Consider the following 23,648-nt stretch of genomic DNA (forward strand, 5'->3'; position numbering starts at 1 on the left):
GCTGGTTTTATCTATATTCTCAAAAAGTATTGCATTGGGAAGAAAGGTATGGTAAATTTAATCAGTGACTCTATTTTAACTATTGAACATATGTATCCATTATAAATTATAACTTAAAAAGGGCGCGGAGTCAATAGCGGATGCGTTTTTTTCTAAAGGAGGACTTGATTTGGGCGACGAAATACAGAAAGAACAGAGATATTTGGATATGGTGATGGCAGATATCGCAAGGCAGATCGGCGTATTGGAAGCGGACGCCGCCAAGCGGAAAGAAGAAGTGATCCATATCCGTAAGCACTTTTGGGATGATCTGAAAATCAACATGGATACGTTCGACGACTATCTGGAAACGATCATCGGGATGAGACAGCAGGCGCAGGATCTGTCGGTCAGTCAGGGAACGCACAGACAGGCCTTCCACCGCTTGGAAAGGCTGAAGCGGGTGGAAGAAGTTCCGTATTTCGGCCGGATCGATTTCCGAGAAGAGGGTCAGGAGGAAGCGGAGTCTGTTCATATCGGGATATCGACGATTACGGATGAAGCCGATGAATCGATTCTCATCTATGACTGGCGGGCCCCGATTTCAAGTGTCTATTATGACTATGCGCCGGGCCCTGCCGCCTATCACACACCGGAGGGCCGCATTCACGGGGAGCTTGAAAAAAAGTGGCAGTACAACATTAAGAATGGTGTCATTGAGTCCATGTTTGATACGAGTGTGACCATCGGGGATGAAATACTTCAGGGAGTTCTTGGCCAGGGTTCCAACAAACACATGCAGAGCATCGTTGCAACCATCCAGAAAGAGCAGAACAAGATCATCCGGCATGTGAAAGGGAAACTCCTGATGGTGCACGGCGCAGCGGGCAGCGGCAAGACGTCAGCCGCGCTCCAGCGAATCGCTTATTTCCTGTATAAATTCCGGGAAAACTTGAGAGCGGACCAGATCATCCTTTTTTCTCCTAATGCTATGTTCTCCAATTACGTCTCCCACGTCCTGCCGGAATTAGGGGAAGAAAATATGGAGCAGGAAACATTCCAGGACTATTTGGAGTACCGGCTCGAGGATTCCTTCTCCGTGGAAGGTCCTTACGAGCAGCTGGAGTACATGCTGGAATGCACGGACGACCCTGATTACGGCGTAAGAAGGGCAAGTGCTCAATTTAAAGCCTCCTCCGTTTTCTTTGAAGGGATGAAAACATACCGCGACATGCTGGAGTCCTCCGGCATGATTTTCCGTGGGCTGAAGTTTCGCGGAAAATCGCTGGTCAAAGCAGCGGATATCGCCGAGCGCTTTTATACGGAGGATACAAATCTCCGTTTCAACAACAGGATCGAGAAGCTGAAGGACTGGCTTCTCGAGATGATCGACCGGATCGAGGTTAGGGAACTGGAAAAGCCGTGGGTCCAGGAAGAAATCGAGCTGCTCAGTAAAGATGATCTCCAGAAGGTATATACTCGTCTGGATAAGGAAAAAGAATACGAAGACGGCACGTATAAATTTTATGAAAAAGAACAGGAAGTCCTTTCCCGTTTGATCGTCCGTAGAAGGTTGAAGCCGCTCCGCCGAAAGATCGAGGCGCTTCAGTTCATCCATATCAAGAACTTGTATCGTCAGATCTTCGATGAATCTCTCCATGACAAGTTGTGGGACGACAGTCGTGTACCACATGAATGGTCCCGTATTTGTGAAATGACGAAGGAGGCGTTGAAGGAAGGGAAGTTGTATCAGGAAGATGCGACGCCTTACCTTCTTTTGAAGGAGCTTATTCAAGGCTTCCAGTCAAATAACGCCATCAAATATGTGCTGATCGATGAAGCGCAGGACTATTCGGTGTTCCAATTCGAGTTCATCAAACGATTGTTCCCGAGCGCCCGCATGACGGTGTTGGGAGATTTCAATCAGGCGATATTCGCCCACGCGGACCAATCGGTGAACTTTGATTTTCTGAGTGGATTGTACGGACCAGAGGAAACAGAAAGCATTACGCTGGATCGCAGCTACCGGTCGACGAAGCAGATCATTGAATTCACAAGAGAGCTTGTGCCGGAAGGGGAACAGATCAAGGCGTTTGAGCGGGAAGGAGAAAAGCCGACGCTGACCACGCTTGATACCCGGGAAGAGCTGCATGCAGAGATCGTGTCCCGGGTCGCTGCGTTGAAACAGGAAGGCCACCATACGATTGCCATCATTTGTAAATCGGCTCGGGAAAGCGCGGATGCCTTTGAGGGACTAGGGGCAGTCGACGACCTTAAGCTCGTTAAGAAAAGCACGGACGAATACGAGCAGGGTGTGGTCGTCCTTCCATCCTATCTTGCAAAAGGGATTGAATTCGATGCGGTCCTTATTTATGATGCATCGGATCGGGTCTATGGAGAAGAGCACCTGCGCCGGCTGTTTTATACCGCCTGTACGCGTGCGATGCACACGCTTCACCTGTACAGTGTCGGGGAGCCGACGCGTCTGTTGAACGGAGTATCGCTTGGCACGGTTCTCGCTGTGTCGAAGTGAAACGGAGATCTATGATAATGGTAAAAAAGCTTATCCTGATGGGTAAGCTTTTTTGCTGTCTCAAAGGAAGAGGGCTCCTTTCCATTGTTAAATATGTTAAAAAAATGAAATAAATGATAAATTGTTAATAGACAGGATTCATAAAGGGAGAGGGTTCAGATGAAGACGGTGCTCGTGTTTGTTACAGATGGTTATGCGGATTGGGAAGTGGGCTACATAACGGCGGAGTTGAATAAGCCGGGAACGGGGTACAGTATCGAAACGATGGGCATTGATAAGGAACCGAAAGTGTCGATGGGCGGTATGACGGTGCTGCCCGATTATCAGTTGGGCGAACGCTTGGACCCATCTCCTGCTATGGTCATATTTCCGGGCGGGACGGGATGGAGAGAAGAGAAAAACCAGCAGGCGGAAGCGCTCGTACGGAGTTGTTTGGACCTGGATGTACCGGTAGCGGCCATCTGTGATGCAGCGACGTTCCTCGGCAGGCATGGGTTCCTTGATAATCGGAAGCATACCGGTAACTCATTGGCATATTTGAAGGAAGGGGCGGCTGCTTATGAGGGAGACTCCTTGTATATAGAGGCGCAGTCTGTTCGCAGCAGCGGTTTGATCACGGCTAACGGCAGTGCGGCGCTGGAATTTTCGCGGGATATTCTTACGGAATTGAACGTAATGGATGAGCGCGGTCGCGAGGAATGGTACGGCTTCTTTAAAGAAGGATTCCTGCCAAATTGAGGGGGAAGTGAGATGAATAGGAAAAGTAAATGGAAACGGAAGAAAGCAAGGAAGTCTGATTCCGGCGACTGGCTGGATATTCTGTTATTCATCCCTGAATTGCTGCTGCTTCCGTTCCGACTCCTTCTTTGGATGCTCCGAATGGCCGGGAAGGCGCTCCATTCTTTATTCGACTGGTGATGGAGGTGGGAACATGATGGATGATTTGCAGGCTTTTCTCGAGTCGGAAATTACTGATCAGGAGTACTATGAAGGCATTCTTGCCTTTATCCAATCTCCCAATATAAGGAGCGGGGAATATGAATGCAATACCTTCATTGTGAGGAAGATTAATCGCTCCAGCTTTCTCATTTATGAGGAGTTCGAGGTGGACGGACGTGTAATAACGCAGGGGGAAACAGCGTCTTCTCATGACAATCTAGTGAAACAAATGCAGGAATGCGCGCAAAAACAGGGGTTTACCCTCTGTCATTATCCATAATCGGGAAGGAGGAGGAGAATTGAGAATCATAGAAGAAGAAAAACTGGAGGATTATGTAAGGGAGAAAGTCATCGAACATAACATGCGTATGCTGCCGGATGAGCTTAAGACGCCGAATGAAGATATCAGTTTCCTGTTGAAAGAGGACGACGATACGATCGTCGGAGGAATTACGGCGAACATGTTCTGGCATCACATGCATATTGAATTCTTCTGGGTGGAGGAAACATTAAGAGGAAAAGGATACGGAAGTGCGCTGCTTGAAAAAATGGAAACGGCCGCCCGCGAAAAAGGATGCCGCTTCATCCATTTGGATACGTTCAGCTTCCAGGCACCGGACTTTTATAAGCGGCATGGATTCGAGGTGTTCGGAACACTGGAGGATCACCCGGAGGGATTCGCGCAGTATTACATGGTCAAACGGTTCGACCGTTGAAGACTATTCATAGAAAGGAGCATATCTATGGAAAAAATAGAAAAAGTACTGGACGCGTATTTTTCTGCTTGGAATGAGGGATTTGCTACGAAGGAGGCTGCGGGCATACGAGCGTTTATGTCCAGGGATTTCGTCGGTTATTGGTCCCGGTCGGATATTCTGCAGCCGGATCCATATTTCTACGACTATGACTTGGAAGCTGTCTTGAAGCAGATGGATGAGGCGGAGAAGACTTTTGAAATCGCTTCTATAGGGGAGAGGAAGGACGGGCAGGAGAAGATCGTGCTCGGGAGGGAGACCAACGTCATCCAGGGAACCGCCTTTTCTGCACAGTGTATGTTCGTTTGGAGGAAAGAAGCGGATGATTGGAAACTCGTGAAGGAATACATAGAACTGGAAAGATAGGAAGTAAAATTGGGTTGTTCAGACTTGGGGGTTTCCGAGTTTTTTCTGTGGTGGATGAGAGGAGAGAAAAGGGTATGAAAGTGGATAAGAGGGAAGTAGAAATAAGAGGGAGAAAGCTCGCTTACACATATATTCAAAATCAATCCGACACCGTCTGCTTCATGCTGTCCGGATCCAGTTACACCTATGACAAACCGCTGTTTTACTACGCGACGATGGGCATGCTTGAGAAGCGTACCGATATCGTCCATATTCATTACGATTACATGGATGAGAGGCTTGATTTATATGATGACAAGTTTGCGGCATTGGTTTCAGAAGACGTCGATGCGGTAATCCGTGCTGTATTATTCGGTCGGACCTACTCACGTATGGTGGTGGTGGCGAAATCGCTCGGCACACTTGCTTTAGGGCGCAGGATGTTTGATGATTATCCCGATGCTTACTTCGTCATCTTGACGCCGCTGCTTAAGAAAGATTCTCTGGCAGCAACACTTGCAGGCGTATCCAACAAGATACTTATCATCATAGGAGACAAGGATCATCATTATATGGAAGAAACGGTGAAACGGGTAATGAAGGGAGAGGCAAAAGTCACTACTATTCAAGAGGCGGACCATTCGCTCGAGGCTGTCCCGTTGGACCCCTTCAGGTCTCTGACCATCATGCATCAAGTCATCACGGAAATCACGTCGTTTCTTTACGATGAATGATACCGTTCTTCTGAACCGTTGAGCAAGCGAATATACATGGACGGATAAAAAGAAGGAAGGACTGATTTCATGCCATCCTCCCTATGTGATCATTTCGCTGAGCTGGTAAACGGCAGGAGCCGCTTGGAACACGGGACCTGTACCGTATCGCTGCATCGGACTTTCCAGGCCGCGGTTCAAGGCCGTCCTAGTCGGGCGGTCGTCCCTGTCGGTCTTTCTTTTGAATCCCTTGATATGAATGGAAGAGCTTTGTGTCTTGCGGAAGTAGCGGTATTAGAAGAGGAAATACCGGGTTTTATGAATGCGGTTGTCCAGCAGGGGCTGGTTGTGGGCGCGCTTCATAATCATTGGCTGTATATGAATCCGACTGTCATGTATATGCACATCCAATCAGTGGAACCGCCGCTTGATTTCGCCAGTAAAATGGCGCGGGCGTTTTCATCGTTAAGCAGTTATCCCGTCCCTTGATTAGAAAGAGAACAACAATAAAGGAGGCAGCATATGTTTTTGAAAGAAATCCGTCTCCTGCGAGAGAATATCGAATCCTATGAAGCTTATCCTTTTTCCATACCCGCCATCCGGAGCCTTGACCATCTCGATCTGAAAAGCCGTGTGACATTTTTCGTCGGGGAGAACGGATCCGGAAAATCGACGCTGCTGGAAGCCGTCGCCGATATGTGCGGCTTTCACACCGCCGGCGGCGGGCGCAATAACACGTATGATGTTCATGCTGCAGCGTCTGACCTCGGTGACTATATCAGGCTTTCGTGGATGCCGAAAGTGTCCAGGGGCTTCTTCCTACGAGCGGAATCTTTCTACAACTTCGCTACTCATATCGAGGAAGTGGGGGCGCTCGGAGGCTACGGCGGCCGCTCCCTTCACAAGCAGTCCCACGGGGAATCGTTTCTTTCTCTGTTTACGAACCGCTTCCAAGGGAAGGCGGTTTACTTGCTGGATGAACCGGAAGCGGCCTTGTCCCCGCAGCGTCAGCTCTCTTTTTTAAAGATTCTCCATGACTTGGAGACAGAAGGGGACAGCCAGTTTCTCATCGCCACCCATTCCCCGATCCTGCTGGGCTACCCGAATGCGGATATCCTCTCGTTCGACGGCGGGAAAATCGAACGGATCTCTTATGAAGAAACGGATCACTATCAAATAACGAGGGCTTTCCTTGAAAATAAAGAGCGTATCCTTGATGAACTGTTCCGGGAAGAAGAGGGATAGGTATGGATATTCTTTTGTTTTTTATCAGCGCTGGTCTGCTTATGTATCTGTTGGATAAATACCTCCACCGGTGGTTAGGCGTAAACAAGGTTGACCTGTCAACGACGAAAGCGTGGAGAGTGGAGCGGTGGGGAAGTCGTCTATTCTTCATCCTCTTTCTCCTCCTGTTATGGAGCATAGATCGGACAGCTGAGAACTGGTTTTGGTTATTTATCAGTGGGATTGTTGCTTTTAACAGTTTCCATGCTCTGCTTGAGTGGATGTATATTAAGAACTCCAGGCAGTTTGTCGTAACGCTCCTGCTTATGGTGTCTGTCCTCCTTCTTTTACTCGCAGGGCATTATGTCATTCTCTGAGAACGGTCGAGGAGATGGTCCGTTTGCTCGCACTCTTTTATGAAGGAGGATACGATGATAGATACAGAAACTATAAAAATCATGGAAATAGAAAGCCGATTTGAAAGAGAAGCGAAGCGGGTGATCCTTGCCGGAATGGAAGAGTATTTCGGCTTTATCGACCATTCTCTGAATCCTGATTTGGATGATATTTTATTGAACTATCAAAAGACTGGCAGTAAATTTCTTATCGCCGTCTTTGATTCTCATGTGGTTGCGACGGCAGCTGTGGTGAAAGAGGACGAAGGTACGGCAAGGCTCGTGCGTATGTCTGTCGTGAAGGAATTCAGGCGGTCCGGGATAGGAAGAAGGATGCTGCGCTCTATGGAAAGGTATGCGTTTCAAACCGGGTACAGGAAGCTGGTGCTGGAAACCCATCGGGAATGGGAACAGGCTATCCGGTTTTATATGGATAATGGCTATGAAATGTACGTGGATGATGGACAGAGGGCTCACATGTGGAAGGATGTAATCACCAATTCCTGTTCGCCGGAGGACTTCTCCTGACCATTGTAGAAATATGTAAGGAGAGATGTCGGAAAGCGGAGGGATACGGATGAGTTTTTGGACATGGTTTGCCATTTGCCTTGCATTGTTCAGTGGTATTTTTGCGGCGAATTCCAAGAAGAAAGATCAGTGAGGGGCGGGCTGTTCATTTTCTGTAAGAAAAGAAGGAGTATTGGTTTAAATAGAGGATGCTCCCTTTCCTTAATTTATTCGTTGAACAGCACTTTTCTCTTCGTCTTTCCAGGAATACAGCACCTGTTCTCCATTCTTTTTATTGACAGCTACATCATAGTTGAACGGGGGAATGCCGGCTTTCGCTTTTATAACAGTAATTTCATCAATTGCTTCTTTCGCAAGGCCACTGTCTTCGTTTGTAATTTCCCACATAACAGCAGCTAAGAGTTCTTCTCTATCATGTACCTCCTGTTGGGAATAGTTTTGTAACATCTGATACATGGAGAAAATAGATAGACAAACGAGGGCGGCCGCTAGTATGAGGATGGTCCATTTACTTTTTTTTTCTTTTAACATAGTAGTCTCCTTAATGGTTTTTTTTGGTTATCACAAAATAAGGGAAGGTCATTTCGTGAATGATATGTAAAATTATGTATTACATTCTATCATGAAAATTATTCTTTATAAATCTCTCATTGGAAAATGAGGATTGAAATGAGGTGAGGAAATGTTCGGATTTTACAACTCTTTATCTGCAGAAGTGTATGACCTGGATAAACCGATCGGCCACTCCTTCGGGGATATCGAATTTTATTTGGACCATCTGGGCGGGGTGAACGGCAGACTATTGGAGCCTGCCGTCGGCACCGGCCGGCTGTTGATTCCGCTGCTTGAAAATGGATATGACGTGGACGGGTTCGATTTGTCTCCGGACATGCTCGCTGTCTGCCGTACCAACTGCCGGCAGAGCGGGTTTGCTCCAAAGCTTTTCGAAGCGGATATGACCGACTTCGACCTGGGTGAGGAATACGGAGCGATCGTAGTACCGACCGGGACGTTCCTTTTGATTCATGAACGGGAGAAGTCGATCGCGGCCCTCCGGCAGTTTCATCATCATTTGAAAACAGGAGGAAAACTACTCCTCGATGTCTTTCTGGAGACGGATATCCAACTCGGGAAGGTGTCTGTGAAGCAGTGGGACTGCCCGAACGGGGATACGATTACGCTGGAAGCGAAGCAGGTGGAAGTGGATTACATCCGTCAGTATGTCGTTTCGCATCATCGGTATGAGCGGTGGAGAAATGGGAAGCTGATGGAAAGTGAACAGGAGCGTTTTCCGACCCGGTGGTACGGAGTGGAGGAATTCTCTCTGGTTCTGCAAGCGTGCGGGTTTGAGGTGAAAGAGATATCTGCGGATTATAAGCGCGGAGTGTATCCGTCAAAGCCCGATCAGGTCATCACATTTGAAGCAGTGAAAAAATAAAACAGGCAGAGGAGCAGATGTGCTCCTTCTGCCTGTTTCGATTATTCTCCCTGTGCTTCCTCAACAGCCTGTACGAAATCTTCATGCGTGCTTCCTTCAAAGCGCTCGCCGTCAATGAACAGCGCAGGAGTGCTGGTGACGCCCCACTCTTTCACCAGATCCAAGTCGCGCTCGACGGCATCTTCTCCTTCGCCGTTCTGGTACGCTTCCAGTACGGTTTGTGCTTCTTCCTCGCTTGCGATGCTTTCCAGCGTCTCTACGAGGTAGTCTTCCGTATAGACTTCTTCCTGCTCTTCACCAGGGTTCTGTTTTTCATACAATAGGTCATGGAATTCCCAGAACGTATCATTTCCAAGTTCCTGATAAACGACTTCGGCGAATTCAGCCGACCGTTTGGAATCCTCGTGGATGAACGGGTAGTTGACGAAATAGAACTTCGCTTTTCCTGTCTCGATGAGGTCTTTATCGATCAATGGGTACGTATTTGCGGTAAAGTCTTTGCAGTACGGGCACTTATAGTCTCCGAACTCGACAATCTTCACTTCTGCATCCTCATCTCCAAGATAAGGCTGTCCTTCATAGGTGTCTGCGGATGGTGCATCCCCGGACCCTGTATCATCATCGGAATTCGTTGCTGCATAGACCCCGATGATTCCTGCGATGACTACGATGCCGAGAAAAACCAACATCCATATCCATGGCTTCTTCATGAGTTGTCCTCCTGTCCTTCGTGTAAACGTATGATCGGTCAGGGATTCTGCTGTTGTACTTGTTCCCCTTATCGATCGTGTGGAAGCTTCTTCTTCCTCTAAAAAAGAGTGGAAAGTTCCTTCACCAAGACACTACATGATGTAGTGTGAAAAGTCAAAGGGGAAAATTCGCGTCTTGACGGGGAGGGAAGTCTACACTACAATCTGTAGTTGAGAGGTGTAGAGATGAAAATTCAACCGTTCAAAACAAATGAAAAAGGGCTGAACCGTTTCTTTGGACCGCTGGAAGCGCGTGTAATGGATGTGCTTTGGAACGGATCTGAAATGTCGATCAAAGCTGTCAAAGAAAGACTCGATCAGGAGCAGGAGGCGAAGTTCAATACGGTCATGACCGTGATGAACCGTCTCGTTGATAAAGGTGTGCTTACAAAGCGGATAGAGAAGCGGAAATCGTTATATACTCCTGTCCTTACAAGAGAGGAATTCCTGAACGATCAATCGAAAGAGCTGACCAAAGGAATCATGGATGAATTCGGTTCGCTTGCCGTCAATCACATGCTGGATGCCTTGGAGGAAGCGGACCCCGGCTTGCTTGAGAAGCTGGAGAAGAAGGTGCAGCAGCTGAATAAGGAGAAGTAGAATGAAAATCAGGGAGCTCAAGTTTCTTTTTATCCTGTCGTTTCTGTTGATCAGTGCGGTCATTGCTCAGATGTCATGGTACGGCTTCTATGTGGTGACGAGCCATAATTTATTTTTAAACATCGCAAAAGTCTGTCACAACTGGCTGCAGGCCATCGACGTGTCGCCGCTGAATGCTCTTCTCCAGCTGCTTGCGATCTCGACAATTGTACTTTTTCTGATCCAAATCGGAAGGCAGTTCCGGCTCCATCACCGGTTTAACCGGAGGATGGAAGCCCTGCGTGATGAACCGTTGACTACCGAGGTCAGAGAGGCGACCGGCTTTGGGAACAAGAACCTGATCGTTGTCCAAAGTGACGAGTGGATGGCGCTCACATGCGGGTTCCTGAAACCGAAAATCATTCTCTCGTCCGAAATGGTAACAGGTTTGGACAAGGATGAACTTCGTGCGGTCGTTTATCATGAAGGGTATCACCAAAGATATTTCGATCCGTTGAAGAAATTACTCATCCAGACCCTTACCGCAGCATTCTGGTATATTCCGATACTAAAGTGGGTGGCGGAACAATATCATGTCTGTAAGGAGCTGGCAGCCGATCAATATTCGATTGACCAGATGGACAATGATTTGTATCTGAGTGCCGCGCTCTTGAAGCTCGTCAGGAATGGACAAGGAAAAGCGGCGCATTCGTTCGCTGTTTCTTTTGCCGATACCGCGGTCAATTATAGGATCCAGCAGCTGGTTAAGCCGGACGAGCAGGTCAAAGTAGCGGTTCCATTAGGATCAGCACTGTTATCTTTCATCATCTTTTTAGGGATGACGGGGATGTTCATCATCGCCCTTCCCTAAAAATTTTTAAATCAAAGCACTACATAGTGTAGTGTATCAAGGAGGAAATAATAATGAAGACAACGACAAGTATGACTATTTTACGGGTGGTTCTGGGAATCATATTCCTCGTCCACGGAGCACAGAAGTTTTCCGGAGGAATATCCAACACAGCAGGTTTCTTTGACAGTCTCGGCATTCCCGGGGTGATGGCGTATGCCGTCGCCGTCATTGAGCTTCTGGGAGGGGCGCTGATGATTCTCGGGCTCGCTACCCGTGTCATCGCCGGCTTGTTCATGATCGTTATGCTAGGGGCGATCTTCACTGTTAAAATCGGTCAAGGCTTCGTCGGAGGAGTCGAGTTCGATCTTGCTCTTCTGAGTATGTCCATCGCACTCCTTATCGGAGGCAGCGGTCCGCTCGCATTGGATAGCCGCTTCACAGGCAAAACATCAGAAAAGGCTGTATCCTAAAATAAACGCAGGGTTGTCTCTTAATTGGAGGCGATCCTGTTTTTTTATCCAAACGAGAATAGAAGGAATCACTGCGGAGATTCTTGAATGGTATAGAGAGAAGGGCATTGTATAGTGGAAGGAAGTGACGTAGTGGAACCGGTGGGCTACTTTGTGACAGCTCTGCTGTATGCGTCGGGTGTCTGTTTTGCGGTCGTACCAAGAAAGTGGGCGCTGCCTTTTCGGTCGCCGGGGAAGTATCTGCTGATGTTTACCGAGCTACCTTTTCATCTGCTGTTGTTTTTGTTTTTATCCACCTTTCTTGCTGTAATCGAAGGGGATTTGAATTCGGTTCTCGGCCCCGTATCCTTGGTGATCATGGCTGCATCTGCTGCGGCCGTCCTATGGGGCATCTCAAAAAGTTTAAAAACAGCGTCCATCCTCCGGCATGCTTTTGATGAACACCTTGAAGGATGGCGCCGAACCGGTGCGCAAGCCGGCATCAGGCACAGTTTTTCCGTCCGTGCATTCCTCGGTCCTTTCCGGATATGGAGAGGAGTGAAGAGGACCCGCAATATTGCTTATGCGGATAAGGGTTCACGCAACCGCATGGATCTATACCGGCACAAACGTTGTCCGGATCGAGCTCCTGTTTTGATTCACCTGCATGGAGGCGGTTTCGTCAGCGGGAAGAAAAGCACCCAATCGCTGCCGATGATCCAGCACTTTGTAAAGCGTGGATGGGTCTGCATCAGTGCGAACTACAGGCTTCTTCCCAATGCGGAGTTCCCGGAACCGCTCATCGATGTGAAGAAGCTGATTGCCTGGGTGCGCATGCATGCCGGCACGTACAATATAGACCCTGATAAGATTTTCCTAGCAGGGAATTCGGCAGGCGGTCATTTGGCCACGATGGCCGCACTGACAGTCAATGATCCTGTGTACCAGCCGGGTTTTGAAGAAGCGGACACAACGATCGCCGCAGCCATCTCCTTCTACGGGTATTATGGAAGAATGGAGATGAAGAAGGAACTTTCTTCTCCTCTGAATCATGATGCGAAGGACGCTCCTCCCTTCTTTCTTGTGCACGGGGACCGGGATACGTACGTGAGCCAAAAAGGGGCGAAGCGTCTTTCTCAGCACATCGCCGGGTCCTCTGTACATCCGGTTGTTTATGTAGAGTTGCCGGGTGCGGAGCATAACTTCGACTTGTTCCACTCGATTCGTGCCGAGAGTATCAGTAGAGGGGCGGCAGTGTTTGCGGAGTGGGTGATCAACAGGTAGCGTACTACCTTATCAATCTATTCCATACCTATATCTCATGTTTAAGATCTTTTAACTCTATTAGAGTGTCATTCCTAGCTTTCTATTAAAACAATTTATGCGGATTAGGGTTGGGGAATCAATTATTTTTGATATAATATTGTTCTGAAAAACATAATATATTATGTTGAAAGACGTTCTACTTATTGTTAAGGGATAGAATTTTGTTATTTTTCCATGGACGCTAATATTAGAGAGGATTTTAGACATTTATATAAAAAAAATCACGTGGTTTCATTTGGCTCTTCTACTATATCATTTGAGAATGAACCTTCTAATTAAAAGAACAGAAAGCGTATCCAGCATGTTAAAGCGCGTTGAAAAAACACTTATAGACTCCGGTGTAATGAATGAGAGTTTTGAACAAGGTAAAGTAAGACCTAAAAGTAAAACTATGGAACGGCTACTTGATGCTTTTGTAGTGAACCGATCCTATTCAGGAGAAGAAGGATATTATGGGTATGTTGCAGTTTCATTAATTGAAAAGAATTGGACCATATTCTTTAAGGTTTCGCTCTTTTTTGCGTTTGTCTTTGTATTTTTGTGGGTTGGTGTCAGAATATATGTGAGTTATTTCTTTTCCATTTCAGGAATTATTGCGTTGAGCATGTTTGTCGGATTGTTTGTAGCGCCGTTTCTTGGATTGTTAAGTGGTATTTTGGCTCCTGGTTGGAAAAAATACCCTTTATTATTCTTAAATATGGGTCTTCTGGTTTTCTTTAATTTCAGTCTGGTATAAGGAATCAGGATCGTAGTCCATTCAAATTTAACTGTGGTTGTAATAATAACAGCCCCCGTACGAGGGCTGTTGTCAAAAGAAGGATTAAGATATAACTTACTTAATCGTGTTATTAATATCTAAATATGGGTAGCTTTACAAGAACCTATTTCTTTTGTTTGTCTAATCAATTAAAAATTCACAGTTATTGTTTGATCTTCACCTAGAGGCTCATTATTTCCGTTCAACGGAGGTTTTATTCGTAAAGTCATAGACTTTATATCTTCAATACTTACTTCGTCTAGTAAATAGGTGGCTTGAGCCCTATATTCCCCTGGATCTCTGTAGCCGAATCTCAAGTTGCCACTCATTAGGAGATTTGGTTCGATCCACTCTTCACTTTCCTTCGTTTTTAATTGAAAATGCTTTTCGTCAAAAGTTAAATTATTTTTTTCTGAAATAACTGTCATATCCATTCTAATAAACTCGGCTTCGCCTTTTGGTAGGGATTCTGATAGATTACTATTCATTTCCCCTCTTTGTAATGAGATGGCGTGGACTTTTACCGATATTGGGCCAGATTCCAAGGTTCCGATTTCTTTTTTTGAGTTAACAACTTCAAAATCACCTAAAGAAAAAACATTTTCACTTTCAGATTCTTCAGTCTTTTCATGGTCGTTTTCTGTTGATTTGTTTGAAGTATCATTGGAATTGGTTTTAGAACAAGCGCTTAATAAAATAAGTGATAAAAATAAAATTATAAATAAAAAACGTTTCAAAATAAGATCCCCTTTCCCACATCAATAGATGCTATCAAAAGTAATGTAGGTACACAAGATAGGGAAAATGAAAAAAGAATGGTTATCAGCAATCTTTGTGTTTCCGGATCTAGAAGTTGTTTTGGTCGATTGACATTTTTTCTAAATTATGGTAGCCATCATCAATCGTATTTAAAGCTTCAAGAGATAGATATTCCCATCCAATCTAGACAAATCTGCCGGTGTTTAAGGGAGCGTGAAGATGGGGATAGATAAACAACAGTTGATAACAGGTAATATTTAACAACTCCAATCGCGTAAAAACGGTGCGGTTTTCTTAACTTAGGAAGGCAGAAAGATCAAAACCCTCACAGGCAGGGATGCGGAATAGTTTATAAACAAGGTCGAACGAACAGCTGAGGACAACGAAACGCAGGTATGGTTGGCAAAAGGGGCAGGGAATTTCATAAGAGGGAATGAACGATAGGATGAATGACATATTTTCTGATGTGAAAAGAAATATAGACAGGAAAAATAAGCTTCTATTTACTCGAAACAGTCCTTCTTTACAGCCATTAAGAGATCGCATGGCCATACAGCCCCGCAGAACGCTTGTGATGTGGGCGTTGGAGAGTGCCCGTGTTCCACTCTTACGCCTGCAGGATCGATACCCGGAGGAAGAGAGGCCGAGGATCTGTCTGGAGCGCTGCGATGAATGGGCGCAGGGAGCTGTCAAGATGCCGGAAGCAAAGAGAGCCATCCTGGATGCGCATGCCGCTTCCAAAGAAATAGCGGATCCTGCGTATGCCGCTCTATGTCAAGCTGTCGGCCATGCTGGAGCAACTGTGCACGTAGGAACCCATGCATTAGGGTTACCGATTTATGAGTTAACAGCTCTGGTCTATGAATATGGCAGGATGGATTTTACAAGCCATGCAAGGAAAAGAATCAAGGAATACCATCACCGGCTGGATTATTGGATAGAGCATACGGATACGTGTGACCGGGAATGGGCGGAATTTCTACGATAAAAAAAGGACCCGGGATCGCTTTAATCCGGGCACACAACCGGCATATCAAGCATAGCTTTTGTTAAGGGAGGATGGTCTCCTAAACGGAGGAGGTCGTCTTCCTTTGTGATAGGAAGGATGGAAGGAGTGAACGGTGTGCGTTTCATCGGAATAGGTTTGATCGGTACCATTCTGGCTCTTATTTATGGCTTTTTCACGCAGCGTTGGGAAACGACAGTGCAGATCATCGGCTGGTTCGCGCTGGTGCCTCTTCTGCTTGCCGGTCTGCTTGCGGGGGTGTTCGTCAGCGGGGATCGGAACAGAGCGAATTATCATTCCGGGGACAAGGAGACGAGGAAGGCAAGGGGCAGCTGGACGGTACGCTTCCTGCTGATCGGGGCACCGAATGCCGTCTGTGTGCTCCTCTTCGTTGTCATCGCTGTCGTCCAGAACGGCGGTTTTTAAAAGGATAGGAAAACGTCTGAGAATGGCTTCTCAGACGTTTTTTTTATGGGAAGTATTATTGTTTAAGGGGGTCGATGGATGTCCTCAGTTTACCGGCTATCGCTGTCGTTCCTTCTTGAAGTTCTTGCTCGTCAAAGGATACTTTCACGATACTCTCGTCCATCTCCAACGCTTCTGAGAACAGCCCTTTAAGCCCCCTGGCCCGGCGGTCCACTTCCAGCATGACATCCAGTTTATTTTCGTTCAGGAAGAAGATGACCTCCAATTCGTCCAGGTAGCTGCGGTATTCCCCGTTAGGAACGAACTCGAATTCCTGGACGTACCCGTGGCGTTTCGATACCTCCATATCCACTTTCCTAATGTGAAAGCCGATGGATTCGAGTGCTTCGATCACTTTCTGGATGGACGGATGCGGAGCGATCTTAATCGGATCCCTGTCACCCGGGTCCAGTGCCATCGGAATATCCAGTCCCGTTTCAAACCAGATCGGCAGGCGGCCGTGGGAAGCGGGAGCGTGAAATGGCATTTGTATGACGAACGGTATTTCTTTCGTTTCGCCTGCCCCGATCGTTTCGTTGTCTGCAATCAAGTATTTCTCGAGCGCCACTTTTTCTTTCACTTTCTTTTCATCTACTTCGCGCACCGCTTCGGTCATCAAAAACATATGGATGGAATCGATCGACTGCTCGACATCTCCTCCTTTAATGACGACTCTCCCACGCACGTCCTCCCCGGGAACGAATTGATTCTTTTCCAGTTGGGTATCCACTTTCGCAGCACCGACGCCGACACTTGCCAGGAATTTCTTAAACATAGGGCCTCTCCTCCTCTTTTTTATACCTACGTCCGGACGACCCAAAAGGGTTCAAAATTTAACAGAAAACTAATTTATTTGCATACTTAGTATAATGGTTTATTTCTTTGTTTGTCTCATTTAGATAATTATTCTAGGATTATTCCTACCCTTTTATATATACTTAGTATATAATGAGCGTAGATAAAGATGGGAGGGATTGTTAATGATTACAGTTAATGGTTTAACGAAAGACTTTGTCCAGGGGAGGCAGCGTGTGGACGTGTTGAAAGGCATCGATTTGTCAGTGCAGGAAGGAGAATTCGTCGCGATCATGGGGCCGAGCGGGTCGGGGAAGAGTACGCTTCTGCAGCTGTTGGGAGGGCTGGATGCGCCGACAGACGGAGAGATGCATGTGAAGGGGCGTCCGCTGCATGACATGAAGGAGAAGGAAAGAACGATCTTCAGGAGAAAAGAATTAGGGTTTGTCTTTCAAAATTATCAACTGCTCCCGACCTTGACGGTGGAGGAGAACGTCGCGTTTCCGCTCCATGCAGATGGGAAGCTGACGAGAGAAAAGAAGGAATACGTCCATGAGCTGCTTCAATCGGTAGGGTTGGAGGGACTGCATAAGAAACGGGCCAACCTTTTGAGCGGAGGGCAGCAGCAGCGGGTCGCCATTGCCCGTGCACTTGTCAATGACCCGGCTGTCCTGCTGGCGGATGAGCCGACCGGGAATTTGGACAGACAAAAGGCGGAAGAGATTCTCGTTTTGTTTTCCAAATTCCACCGCGAACAGAAACAAACGATCGTCATGGTGACCCATGATATCTTTGCGGCGGGTTTTGCGGATCGAATCGTTCTTTTCCGTGACGGGGTCGTCGATCAGGTCATATCGAGGAAGGATCGGGACTATGCTAAATACTTGGCTGATTTCATGGCGTAATACGACGTCGAACAAGAAGCGCTTTTTCTTTACCCTGCTTGCGATTATCGTTGGAACGATGATGTTGACGGCGATGTTGATCGCGAACGAAACGACGGAAGACGTCTTTGACTATTACGAAGATATGTATGTAGCGGATGCGGACTATTGGGTGCTGAGCGAAGGGGAGACGTATCCGGAATCCACGATCACTCCAATGGAGAATGATCCGGCTGTTACGGAGACGCTGCATGCACTTGATAAGCAGACCTTCTTCGAATTGGAGGGGGATCGTACTCTTAATGAGAGGTCTGTCCGGATTACCGGCGTCGATGATCAAAAGAGTTCTCTTTTGAAGATTCCTGTAATAGAGGGGGAGCTCGATAATGAGGGGATCGTCCTTCCGGAACCGGTTGCAGCCCTGCTGGATAAGGAAGTCGGCGATACCGTCCGCTTCACAGGCATGGGAGAGGCGAAAGTGTCTGCCATTACGGAATATACCCAGCTGCTCTCCAGTCCAAGTGACTGGGAAGGGGCGGAATCTAGCAGCTTCCGCGTCATGGCTCCACTTGACCTGTTAAGAGAGTGGACCGGGGAGGAAGATGCGCTGTCCTATGTGCGTTTTCAAACAGATGGGGATGGGGAAGCGCTGTTCCGGAAATGGCAGGAGAAATTCCAGGGGACGGGCGCCTATATCGAACCTGTCGTCGCCGATGATCTGCAGAGTAATGACATCGGAGGGCTGTACACCTTCTTCTATATCATTGCAGCACTTGCCATATTTATCAGCGGATTCATCGTGTTCAATATGATTTATACGAGCGTGATTGAGCGGAAGAAAGAATTCGCCATTATGAAGAGCCTTGGTTACACGAAGGGTTCTGTTTCCAAACTGGTTCTTATTGAAATGGTGCTTCTCGCTTTAATCGGCTCCTTCGTCGGGGTACCGCTTGGTATTTGGATGGGGGATGCATTCATGGGGGCGCTTCTGCAAGTATTCCAATTCGATATGGTTTACACGTTAAATTGGAAGGGACCTGTTTTGACCGCCTTCCTGCTCAGTCTCTGCTATCCTGTGTTGTTTTCTCTTTTTCCGATCTATCACGCGGGGAAGGTTTCTATTTTATTGGCGTTGAAGGAAGCAGGTGTCAAACAGCCTTCATCAACAAGCTATGTAGGAAGAGGGCTCGCAGGACTTGTGCTTATTTGCTGTGTTTTCATCGATCATCCAATTTCCTACGCGGCGGGAATTGCAGGTGTCCTTCTCTTGTTCCCGCTTTTGTTAGCGGGGATAGGGAAACTGACGGCCCCTTTATTCCGGTCATTTTTTCACTATCCGGGTGTAGTGGCTGTCAGTAATCTGTATCAGCAGATAAACAGAAACGCCAATACCGCTGCGATCCTCGCTGTTGGAGTAGCAATCATTTTGTTACTTAGTGCCGTAATTGAAACAGCGCCGGAAGGTTATGAAAAAGAAATTACGAGTACGTACGGCGGGGATATGAGAATCACTTCAGAGGCTCCGTGGACGCAGGATGATGTGGATAAACTGCTTACGTATAAGGAATTTACGGATGTAGAGCCTTTGTCGGAAGCTGCTCCGATTACATGGGAAACCGTGGGAGGAGAGAGGCGGCAGTTTTCGGTGCTTTCTGTGAGGGAGGAAGGCCCCGTCTTATTTGAAGAAAAGGGGACAGAAGACACCTATGCCTCCCTGGAAAAGGAATCTACGATTGCGCTTGGTGAACGGGCCTTTGATGAATGGGGCGGGGAGATCGGGGATTCCATCTTGATGAACACTCCGAACGGAGAGCAGCAGTACGAAGTGGTCGACGTCGTGAAAACCTCCCATCATGCCGGCTATACAGCTTTCATGAAGGAGGAGAACCTGGCGGATGAATTCGGTTGGAGCCAAAGCTATGATATGCTGTTAACGGTAACGAACAACGCCGACCAGGCGCTGCGCAATCAATTGTGGCAGGATTTCGGAGAGCATCTGTCCAAAGTGCAGACAGCAGAGGAGGAAATTCAGTCCACCACTTCCGCTATTACAGGGATGAATGAATTGATCCTGTTATTGATGGTCATCATCATTGCCTTATCAAGTGTCGGTACCGCCAATACGCTGTTGATGAATACGTACGAGCGCAGGTTTGAGATCGGAACGATGCGAGCGCTCGGTTTTACGAAAAAGCAGGTGAAGACGATGATTCTGTCCGAAGGGCTCCTCATCGGCTTATCGGGCGTAGCAGGCGGTTTATTGTCTGGGGTGCTTTTCATCTATGCGACGAGTAAATCCGAACTGATGGAAGGGTTTATGACTTTCCGCCTCCCTGTACCGACGATGATGGTGGCGCTGGCTGCCGGAATTGTCTTAAGTATAGGCGCGGCGTGGATTTCAAGCCGGTCGGCAAGTAAAATCGATGTACAGGCATCACTTAAAGAAGGTTGATACATTGTCCGTTAAATATGGAATTTTAACTTTGTTATATGTAGAGAGACATCATGGCTACGAATTGAAGCTGGAAATGGACTCCCTTCTTGGTATGAAGGGAAAAGTCAATCCGGGACAGATTTACACGACGCTCGACCGTTTGATCCGGGACGAATTGGTATCGTCTCCGGGATTGGATGATCAGGACAGGAAGCTGTTTGAATTGGAGCAGAAGGGGAAGGACCAGGTGGAAAAGTGGCTGCTGGAACCGGTGCCTTATCATTCGACGAAGGACGACTTCTTTTTCAAATGGAACTGCTCCCGCAGAATCGGTTTTCAGGACGAAGATAAAATGCTCCAGAATCAGAAGGAAGTGATCCTTGAAGGGGTCATGGAACTGACGTCCGCGAAGACGGAAGCCCTTATGAAGGGAGACGATAATACGTACCTATGGATGAGCGGGCTGCTGCTGCACCTGGAGGCGGACTTGAACTGGATCATGCAGGTGGAAAACAGGATACGATAACGATTCAGGCAGGGGATCCCGAGAAAGGGTCCCCTGCTTTTTTTTACTATTCCATTAGACACCGTACCATGCTACATTGGATAAAGGTGGAATATTGAAAATTCTAAAAAGGTGGTCGTGAACGAATGCTTGCAACGATGTATAAACGGAGGGAGAAACTGGCCGCCCTGCTGTCCGTCATTCTTTTGGCCGTGCTTTCTGTCTATGTGTTATGGAGACCGCCGGGAACAGCGGAGCAGTGGCTGAATATTGCTGTATTTGCGCTTCCACTTCTATTCATGGGCAGTATGGTGGTTTCCAGCAGACAGAAATATAACAAAGTAAAGAAAGTGGAGGTACCGGAATCGAATAATTCTCTTTCAGAGGTGGATCATCTTGTGCTGAAAGGAGATGCCGGATGGTTCCCCCGCCTGCTCATCTTCGAAAAGAACGGCGCTTATCTGGGCGGATGGAAGCTAGACAAAGCCGCCTGGTGGGTGCGCCCTCTGATCCTCTATCGAAAATCGGTGCTGTCATTCTTTCCGGCGACATTCGGATTTTACTCCAACACAGGGGAACGAATCCTCTCCTGGAGTCGAAAAGGGTTTAAAGATACGGTCGTAACGATTTACGACCGGGATGGGGAAACGCTCGGGTCTTACATACAGAAAGAATTCAAAAGCCTTGTCCATATTAAGGGGGAGCTCAGGGGAACCGATGGAAACAAACTTCTGTCTGTTCAGGTGTCCGGGTTTTCCGGTGATTTCAACCTGGTGGACGAAGAAGGGCGGTGTTGGGCGGACTTTTATAACGGCAGGTTCCCGCATGAATATACGGAACTGTTTCGGGATATCGATAATGATATCGTCGGACTCTCCGGACAGCTTCGGGAGGACGAGAAGCAGCTGGTGATCGGTGCTGTCGGCTTCCTTTTCATGGAGCGTCAGCTGAGAAACCGGTAGTGGATCAACGAAGATCTTTTGGGTAATATTTGGGCTTGAACAGCAGGCCGCCTGCCATGATGATCAGTCCGTTGAAGAAGAGGACCATCGCGCCGATCGCTCCGAAGACGTGTTCCGCTCCGTCAAGGTCGCGGGTGACAAAAAGAGCGAGCGCCGCCCGGATAAGAAAGTAGAATACAGCAGCGCCTGCTGTGGACAGAAGGGCTCCGGTGATCAGCCAGCTTTTCTTATTCCTTTTCACAAAAGTGGCTACGGCTGTGTTCAATAGAATGAGAATGACGATCAGAATTGTAATCATAGACTTTTTCCTTTCTGTAAAGAGTCTGGGAATCTAGTGGGTGGAGAGATGCAGAATGGATGACGCTACAAAAAAGATCAGGATTATCGGCTCGGTGGCAAGCGGGAAGACGACGCTGGCTAAGGAACTTTCCGAATATTTACATATTCCCTATATTGAAATGGATAATCTTGTATGGGACAGAGGGAGCGGGACAGACCGTCGGCGTACACCGCAAGAGAGGGATGCTTGCCTTCACCAGGTTCTGGTGGAAGATCAGTGGATCCTCGAGGGGGTGCACCGAGGGGACTGGACGGAGGAAACGTTCCTCGAAGCGGATGTCGTCCTTATGCTGGATCCGCCATACATGCTTAGAACCTGGCGGATTATCCGCCGTTTCTTCCGTCAGAAAGCAGGCTTGGAATCAGCCAATTATCGTCCCTCTCTGAAAATTTTCCTGCGGATGTTTCGTTGGAACAGACATTTCGAAAAGGTGGAGAAACGGAAGTTCCTGCAGTCAGAAGCCGGGTTGCTTCCGAAGACGAAACGGGTGACGCGATGGAGCGGCGATCTTGAAAACCTGGACAGTCTGGTGCGCAGGAGGGATATGGGATGAAGCATGACGAACGCCGGTGGACGATCCGGTCGGCCGAAGTGGCCGATGCGGGAGAGTTGTCTGCCTTACGTTATCAGATAGATGGGGAGACGGAATACCTCGATCGGGAACAGGGGGAAGCGTTCCTTGATGAGACAGGCTTCCGTAAGTTGATTGAGAAGGATGCAGAAGCGGAGAACCGTTTGTTTCTTGTTGCAGAATCAGAAGGGAAACTGGTCGGTTTTGCACGGTGTGAAGGGATGGATTTAAAAAGGAAAGCCCATCAGGCGGAGTTCGGTGTTGCCGTAAAAAAGGAATACTGGGGATGTGGGATTGGGAGGGGCCTTCTTGAATCAGCTGTTGCCTGGGCGGACAGGAGCGGGATTGTTAAACTTACGCTGAGTGTCCTTGCAGCCAATCAAAAAGCAGTGGAGCTGTATAAACAATATGGTTTTGTAGAAGAAGGCCGGCTGCGGGCAGATAAACGTCTCGCAGACGGCTATTACGATACGCTTCTGATGGCAAGGTTTCATTCCTTTTAATACTTAGTAAAACACAGAGAAAGAGGAGAAGGAAAGATGGCGTTCATCACAGCGAAAGTCTTGTATATTTCCTTGTTCATTTTAATTATTCATACGATCGAGACCCTTGCCTATGCAGTCCGGCTGTCAGGGGCGCGGGTCGGGATGATCGCGGCGGCCCTGTCTTTGTTCAATCTGATGGTCATCGTGTCACGGATGGCGAACATGCTCCAACAGCCTTTTACCGGAAGTCTGGTGGATAAGGCTCCGGACGGGAACGCGCTTGGTTTTATCGAAGATCAATTCCGTGTCATCATCGGAGCGTCAACGCTAGGTACCCTGCTTGGCATTATTCTGCTGCCGACATTCATCGCCCTGTTCTCGCGGGCAATCATTCAGCTGTCGAAGCAGGGAGGCTCGGTGCCGTCTTTGATCAAACTGCTTCTCACCCCGCAGTACATCAAGCGCGGTCTTCATTTGATGCATATACCGAAGCGCTCTTATTTGAAAGGGGTATCGTTCACACGTATCCCGAAACGCTTGTTCTTCATCAACATGGTTGTCACAGCCGTCTATACTATCGGCGTGCTGTCTGCTCTATACGCTTCGCTGCTTGTCCCTGACCGATCCAATACCGCAGTGATGGCTTCCGGGATGATCAACGGGATCGCGACGATTCTGCTTGCCGTTTTCGTCGATCCGAAGATTTCCGTCATGGCGGATGACGTCATTCATAAGCGCGGGGATTACAGCCGATTAAAAAGCGTCTCGCTGATGATGATCACCTCCCGGCTTCTGGGAACGCTGCTTGCCCAGCTGCTGTTTATACCAGGCGCTTATTATATCGGTTGGTTCACTAAATTCTTAGTATAAAGAAAAGGGG

31 protein-coding genes are annotated in these 23,648 nt (G+C 47.7%); 26 read left to right on the top strand and 5 right to left on the bottom strand.

The features are described 5' to 3' along the window. Positions 1–169: 169 nt before the first annotated feature. From helD to QRD89_RS06720, 11 genes are all read left to right on the top strand, one after another. Positions 170–2,512: an RNA polymerase recycling motor HelD gene (gene helD / locus QRD89_RS06670; protein WP_286096557.1), complete on the top strand. Its 2,343-nt coding sequence runs from the start codon at positions 170–172 to the stop codon at positions 2,510–2,512. Between the two features lie 159 nt (positions 2,513–2,671). Next, positions 2,672–3,250, top strand: coding sequence for a type 1 glutamine amidotransferase family protein (locus QRD89_RS06675; RefSeq protein WP_286096558.1), 579 nt, complete (start codon positions 2,672–2,674; stop codon positions 3,248–3,250). A 12-nt stretch (positions 3,251–3,262) separates the two neighbouring features. After that, positions 3,263–3,430, top strand: a complete 168-nt coding sequence (locus QRD89_RS06680; protein WP_161484894.1) for a hypothetical protein — start codon at positions 3,263–3,265, stop codon at positions 3,428–3,430. Positions 3,431–3,443: 13 nt separating this feature from the next. Then, entirely contained in the window at positions 3,444–3,731 is a 288-nt protein-coding gene (locus QRD89_RS06685; protein ID WP_008637314.1) for a hypothetical protein, read from the top strand. A gap of 19 nt (positions 3,732–3,750) precedes the next feature. Next, positions 3,751–4,167, top strand: coding sequence for a GNAT family N-acetyltransferase (locus QRD89_RS06690; protein ID WP_008637316.1), 417 nt, complete (start codon positions 3,751–3,753; stop codon positions 4,165–4,167). A 27-nt stretch (positions 4,168–4,194) separates the two neighbouring features. Beyond that, positions 4,195–4,572 (top strand): DUF4440 domain-containing protein, encoded by a 378-nt coding sequence (locus tag QRD89_RS06695; protein WP_026578464.1) that lies wholly within the window; start codon positions 4,195–4,197, stop codon positions 4,570–4,572. A gap of 74 nt (positions 4,573–4,646) precedes the next feature. Then, entirely contained in the window at positions 4,647–5,285 is a 639-nt protein-coding gene (locus tag QRD89_RS06700; RefSeq protein ID WP_286096559.1) for an alpha/beta fold hydrolase, read from the top strand. A 69-nt stretch (positions 5,286–5,354) separates the two neighbouring features. Continuing rightward, positions 5,355–5,753 (top strand): DUF1259 domain-containing protein, encoded by a 399-nt coding sequence (locus QRD89_RS06705; RefSeq protein ID WP_286096560.1) that lies wholly within the window; start codon positions 5,355–5,357, stop codon positions 5,751–5,753. Positions 5,754–5,786: 33 nt separating this feature from the next. Further along, on the top strand, positions 5,787–6,509 hold the full coding sequence (locus tag QRD89_RS06710) for an AAA family ATPase (RefSeq protein ID WP_286096561.1): 723 nt from the start codon (positions 5,787–5,789) through the stop codon (positions 6,507–6,509). 2 nt (positions 6,510–6,511) lie between these two features. After that, on the top strand, positions 6,512–6,865 hold the full coding sequence (locus tag QRD89_RS06715) for a DUF4181 domain-containing protein (protein ID WP_008637325.1): 354 nt from the start codon (positions 6,512–6,514) through the stop codon (positions 6,863–6,865). A gap of 54 nt (positions 6,866–6,919) precedes the next feature. Then, a complete protein-coding gene (locus QRD89_RS06720) occupies positions 6,920–7,411 on the top strand; it encodes a GNAT family N-acetyltransferase (protein WP_286096562.1) in 492 nt (163 codons plus the stop codon). Between the two features lie 201 nt (positions 7,412–7,612). Here QRD89_RS06720 and QRD89_RS06725 read toward each other — a convergent pair whose 3' ends face one another. Further along, complete coding sequence (locus QRD89_RS06725; RefSeq protein WP_286096563.1) at positions 7,613–7,942, bottom strand: hypothetical protein; 330 nt, start codon at positions 7,940–7,942, stop codon at positions 7,613–7,615. 151 nt (positions 7,943–8,093) lie between these two features. On the opposite strand from QRD89_RS06725, the gene QRD89_RS06730 reads away from it, so the two are divergent. After that, a complete protein-coding gene (locus QRD89_RS06730) occupies positions 8,094–8,849 on the top strand; it encodes a class I SAM-dependent methyltransferase (RefSeq protein WP_286096564.1) in 756 nt (251 codons plus the stop codon). A gap of 41 nt (positions 8,850–8,890) precedes the next feature. Here the strand turns inward: QRD89_RS06730 and QRD89_RS06735 are convergent, their stop codons facing one another. Next, positions 8,891–9,559, bottom strand: coding sequence for a DsbA family protein (locus QRD89_RS06735; RefSeq protein WP_026578471.1), 669 nt, complete (start codon positions 9,557–9,559; stop codon positions 8,891–8,893). 225 nt (positions 9,560–9,784) lie between these two features. On the opposite strand from QRD89_RS06735, the gene QRD89_RS06740 reads away from it, so the two are divergent. The 5 genes from QRD89_RS06740 (at position 9,785) to QRD89_RS06760 (ending at position 13,541) form a co-directional block, all read left to right on the top strand. After that, positions 9,785–10,198 carry a BlaI/MecI/CopY family transcriptional regulator gene (locus tag QRD89_RS06740; protein ID WP_062513067.1) on the top strand — a complete coding sequence of 138 codons (414 nt, stop codon included), beginning with the start codon at positions 9,785–9,787 and terminating at the stop codon, positions 10,196–10,198. Between the two features lies 1 nt (position 10,199). Next, complete coding sequence (locus QRD89_RS06745) at positions 10,200–11,048, top strand: M56 family metallopeptidase (protein WP_286096565.1); 849 nt, start codon at positions 10,200–10,202, stop codon at positions 11,046–11,048. Between the two features lie 53 nt (positions 11,049–11,101). Beyond that, the gene (locus QRD89_RS06750) at positions 11,102–11,500 is read left to right on the top strand and encodes a DoxX family protein (protein WP_008637340.1); all 399 of its coding nucleotides are present in this window, start codon (positions 11,102–11,104) and stop codon (positions 11,498–11,500) included. A 114-nt stretch (positions 11,501–11,614) separates the two neighbouring features. Continuing rightward, positions 11,615–12,763 carry an alpha/beta hydrolase gene (locus QRD89_RS06755; RefSeq protein ID WP_286096566.1) on the top strand — a complete coding sequence of 383 codons (1,149 nt, stop codon included), beginning with the start codon at positions 11,615–11,617 and terminating at the stop codon, positions 12,761–12,763. Positions 12,764–13,106: 343 nt separating this feature from the next. Then, positions 13,107–13,541, top strand: a complete 435-nt coding sequence (locus QRD89_RS06760; RefSeq protein WP_062513073.1) for a hypothetical protein — start codon at positions 13,107–13,109, stop codon at positions 13,539–13,541. Positions 13,542–13,711: 170 nt separating this feature from the next. Here the strand turns inward: QRD89_RS06760 and QRD89_RS06765 are convergent, their stop codons facing one another. After that, positions 13,712–14,299 carry a hypothetical protein gene (locus tag QRD89_RS06765; protein WP_062513075.1) on the bottom strand — a complete coding sequence of 196 codons (588 nt, stop codon included), beginning with the start codon at positions 14,297–14,299 and terminating at the stop codon, positions 13,712–13,714. Positions 14,300–14,865: 566 nt separating this feature from the next. Between QRD89_RS06765 and QRD89_RS06770 the strand changes: the two genes are divergently transcribed. Continuing rightward, positions 14,866–15,309, top strand: coding sequence for a putative immunity protein (locus QRD89_RS06770; protein WP_286096567.1), 444 nt, complete (start codon positions 14,866–14,868; stop codon positions 15,307–15,309). Positions 15,310–15,414: 105 nt separating this feature from the next. Next, the gene (locus QRD89_RS06775; RefSeq protein WP_286096568.1) at positions 15,415–15,753 is read left to right on the top strand and encodes a DUF5316 family protein; all 339 of its coding nucleotides are present in this window, start codon (positions 15,415–15,417) and stop codon (positions 15,751–15,753) included. 55 nt (positions 15,754–15,808) lie between these two features. On the opposite strand, the gene QRD89_RS06780 is transcribed toward QRD89_RS06775, so the two are convergent. Next, positions 15,809–16,567 (bottom strand): sporulation protein, encoded by a 759-nt coding sequence (locus QRD89_RS06780; protein WP_008637352.1) that lies wholly within the window; start codon positions 16,565–16,567, stop codon positions 15,809–15,811. 205 nt (positions 16,568–16,772) lie between these two features. Here QRD89_RS06780 and QRD89_RS06785 point away from each other — a divergent pair, with 205 nt between their 5' ends. The 4 genes from QRD89_RS06785 (at position 16,773) to QRD89_RS06800 (ending at position 21,372) form a co-directional block, all read left to right on the top strand. Next, positions 16,773–17,492 carry an ABC transporter ATP-binding protein gene (locus QRD89_RS06785; protein ID WP_062513082.1) on the top strand — a complete coding sequence of 240 codons (720 nt, stop codon included), beginning with the start codon at positions 16,773–16,775 and terminating at the stop codon, positions 17,490–17,492. Further along, a complete protein-coding gene (locus QRD89_RS06790) occupies positions 17,461–19,923 on the top strand; it encodes an FtsX-like permease family protein (protein ID WP_286096569.1) in 2,463 nt (820 codons plus the stop codon). Before QRD89_RS06785 ends, QRD89_RS06790 begins: the two co-directional genes overlap by 32 nt. 4 nt (positions 19,924–19,927) lie before the next feature. Beyond that, positions 19,928–20,431, top strand: a complete 504-nt coding sequence (locus QRD89_RS06795) for a PadR family transcriptional regulator (RefSeq protein ID WP_286096570.1) — start codon at positions 19,928–19,930, stop codon at positions 20,429–20,431. Positions 20,432–20,556: 125 nt separating this feature from the next. Next, entirely contained in the window at positions 20,557–21,372 is an 816-nt protein-coding gene (locus QRD89_RS06800) for a hypothetical protein (protein ID WP_286096571.1), read from the top strand. A gap of 4 nt (positions 21,373–21,376) precedes the next feature. Here QRD89_RS06800 and QRD89_RS06805 read toward each other — a convergent pair whose 3' ends face one another. Further along, positions 21,377–21,670 (bottom strand): hypothetical protein, encoded by a 294-nt coding sequence (locus QRD89_RS06805; protein ID WP_008637361.1) that lies wholly within the window; start codon positions 21,668–21,670, stop codon positions 21,377–21,379. 55 nt (positions 21,671–21,725) lie between these two features. Here QRD89_RS06805 and QRD89_RS06810 point away from each other — a divergent pair, with 55 nt between their 5' ends. From QRD89_RS06810 to QRD89_RS06820, 3 genes are read left to right on the top strand one after another with little or no spacing between them, the layout of a single operon-like run. Continuing rightward, positions 21,726–22,265 carry a P-loop NTPase family protein gene (locus QRD89_RS06810; protein ID WP_286096572.1) on the top strand — a complete coding sequence of 180 codons (540 nt, stop codon included), beginning with the start codon at positions 21,726–21,728 and terminating at the stop codon, positions 22,263–22,265. Then, on the top strand, positions 22,262–22,786 hold the full coding sequence (locus QRD89_RS06815; RefSeq protein WP_286096573.1) for a GNAT family N-acetyltransferase: 525 nt from the start codon (positions 22,262–22,264) through the stop codon (positions 22,784–22,786). The genes QRD89_RS06810 and QRD89_RS06815 overlap by 4 nt, the downstream gene beginning before the upstream one ends. Positions 22,787–22,822: 36 nt before the next feature. Next, positions 22,823–23,638, top strand: a complete 816-nt coding sequence (locus QRD89_RS06820; RefSeq protein ID WP_286096574.1) for a lipid II flippase Amj family protein — start codon at positions 22,823–22,825, stop codon at positions 23,636–23,638. Positions 23,639–23,648: the final 10 nt, after the last annotated feature.

The sequence above is a fragment of the Halobacillus sp. ACCC02827 genome (assembly GCF_030291935.1).
In the GTDB taxonomy this organism is placed as follows: Bacteria; Bacillota; Bacilli; order Bacillales; family Halobacillaceae; genus Halobacillus.

What these genes read in the sequence shown, in the direction of transcription:
- QRD89_RS06785 (WP_062513082.1), top strand. Translation starts at nt 16,773, where the DNA reads ATGATTACAGTTAATGGTTTAACGAAAGACTTTGTCCAGGGGAGGCAG.
- QRD89_RS06740 (WP_062513067.1), top strand. Translation starts at nt 9,785, where the DNA reads ATGAAAATTCAACCGTTCAAAACAAATGAAAAAGGGCTGAACCGTTTC.
- QRD89_RS06770 (WP_286096567.1), top strand. Translation starts at nt 14,866, where the DNA reads ATGGCCATACAGCCCCGCAGAACGCTTGTGATGTGGGCGTTGGAGAGT.
- QRD89_RS06680 (WP_161484894.1), top strand. Translation starts at nt 3,263, where the DNA reads ATGAATAGGAAAAGTAAATGGAAACGGAAGAAAGCAAGGAAGTCTGAT.
- QRD89_RS06700 (WP_286096559.1), top strand. Translation starts at nt 4,647, where the DNA reads ATGAAAGTGGATAAGAGGGAAGTAGAAATAAGAGGGAGAAAGCTCGCT.
- QRD89_RS06725 (WP_286096563.1), bottom strand. Translation starts at nt 7,942, where the DNA reads ATGTTAAAAGAAAAAAAAAGTAAATGGACCATCCTCATACTAGCGGCC.
- QRD89_RS06685 (WP_008637314.1), top strand. Translation starts at nt 3,444, where the DNA reads ATGATGGATGATTTGCAGGCTTTTCTCGAGTCGGAAATTACTGATCAG.
- QRD89_RS06715 (WP_008637325.1), top strand. Translation starts at nt 6,512, where the DNA reads ATGGATATTCTTTTGTTTTTTATCAGCGCTGGTCTGCTTATGTATCTG.
- QRD89_RS06710 (WP_286096561.1), top strand. Translation starts at nt 5,787, where the DNA reads ATGTTTTTGAAAGAAATCCGTCTCCTGCGAGAGAATATCGAATCCTAT.
- QRD89_RS06800 (WP_286096571.1), top strand. Translation starts at nt 20,557, where the DNA reads ATGCTTGCAACGATGTATAAACGGAGGGAGAAACTGGCCGCCCTGCTG.
- QRD89_RS06735 (WP_026578471.1), bottom strand. Translation starts at nt 9,559, where the DNA reads ATGAAGAAGCCATGGATATGGATGTTGGTTTTTCTCGGCATCGTAGTC.
- QRD89_RS06760 (WP_062513073.1), top strand. Translation starts at nt 13,107, where the DNA reads ATGTTAAAGCGCGTTGAAAAAACACTTATAGACTCCGGTGTAATGAAT.
- QRD89_RS06820 (WP_286096574.1), top strand. Translation starts at nt 22,823, where the DNA reads ATGGCGTTCATCACAGCGAAAGTCTTGTATATTTCCTTGTTCATTTTA.
- QRD89_RS06780 (WP_008637352.1), bottom strand. Translation starts at nt 16,567, where the DNA reads ATGTTTAAGAAATTCCTGGCAAGTGTCGGCGTCGGTGCTGCGAAAGTG.
- QRD89_RS06805 (WP_008637361.1), bottom strand. Translation starts at nt 21,670, where the DNA reads ATGATTACAATTCTGATCGTCATTCTCATTCTATTGAACACAGCCGTA.
- QRD89_RS06750 (WP_008637340.1), top strand. Translation starts at nt 11,102, where the DNA reads ATGAAGACAACGACAAGTATGACTATTTTACGGGTGGTTCTGGGAATC.
- QRD89_RS06730 (WP_286096564.1), top strand. Translation starts at nt 8,094, where the DNA reads ATGTTCGGATTTTACAACTCTTTATCTGCAGAAGTGTATGACCTGGAT.
- QRD89_RS06745 (WP_286096565.1), top strand. Translation starts at nt 10,200, where the DNA reads ATGAAAATCAGGGAGCTCAAGTTTCTTTTTATCCTGTCGTTTCTGTTG.
- QRD89_RS06720 (WP_286096562.1), top strand. Translation starts at nt 6,920, where the DNA reads ATGATAGATACAGAAACTATAAAAATCATGGAAATAGAAAGCCGATTT.
- QRD89_RS06705 (WP_286096560.1), top strand. Translation starts at nt 5,355, where the DNA reads ATGCCATCCTCCCTATGTGATCATTTCGCTGAGCTGGTAAACGGCAGG.
- QRD89_RS06790 (WP_286096569.1), top strand. Translation starts at nt 17,461, where the DNA reads ATGCTAAATACTTGGCTGATTTCATGGCGTAATACGACGTCGAACAAG.
- QRD89_RS06695 (WP_026578464.1), top strand. Translation starts at nt 4,195, where the DNA reads ATGGAAAAAATAGAAAAAGTACTGGACGCGTATTTTTCTGCTTGGAAT.
- QRD89_RS06675 (WP_286096558.1), top strand. Translation starts at nt 2,672, where the DNA reads ATGAAGACGGTGCTCGTGTTTGTTACAGATGGTTATGCGGATTGGGAA.
- QRD89_RS06810 (WP_286096572.1), top strand. Translation starts at nt 21,726, where the DNA reads ATGGATGACGCTACAAAAAAGATCAGGATTATCGGCTCGGTGGCAAGC.
- QRD89_RS06815 (WP_286096573.1), top strand. Translation starts at nt 22,262, where the DNA reads ATGAAGCATGACGAACGCCGGTGGACGATCCGGTCGGCCGAAGTGGCC.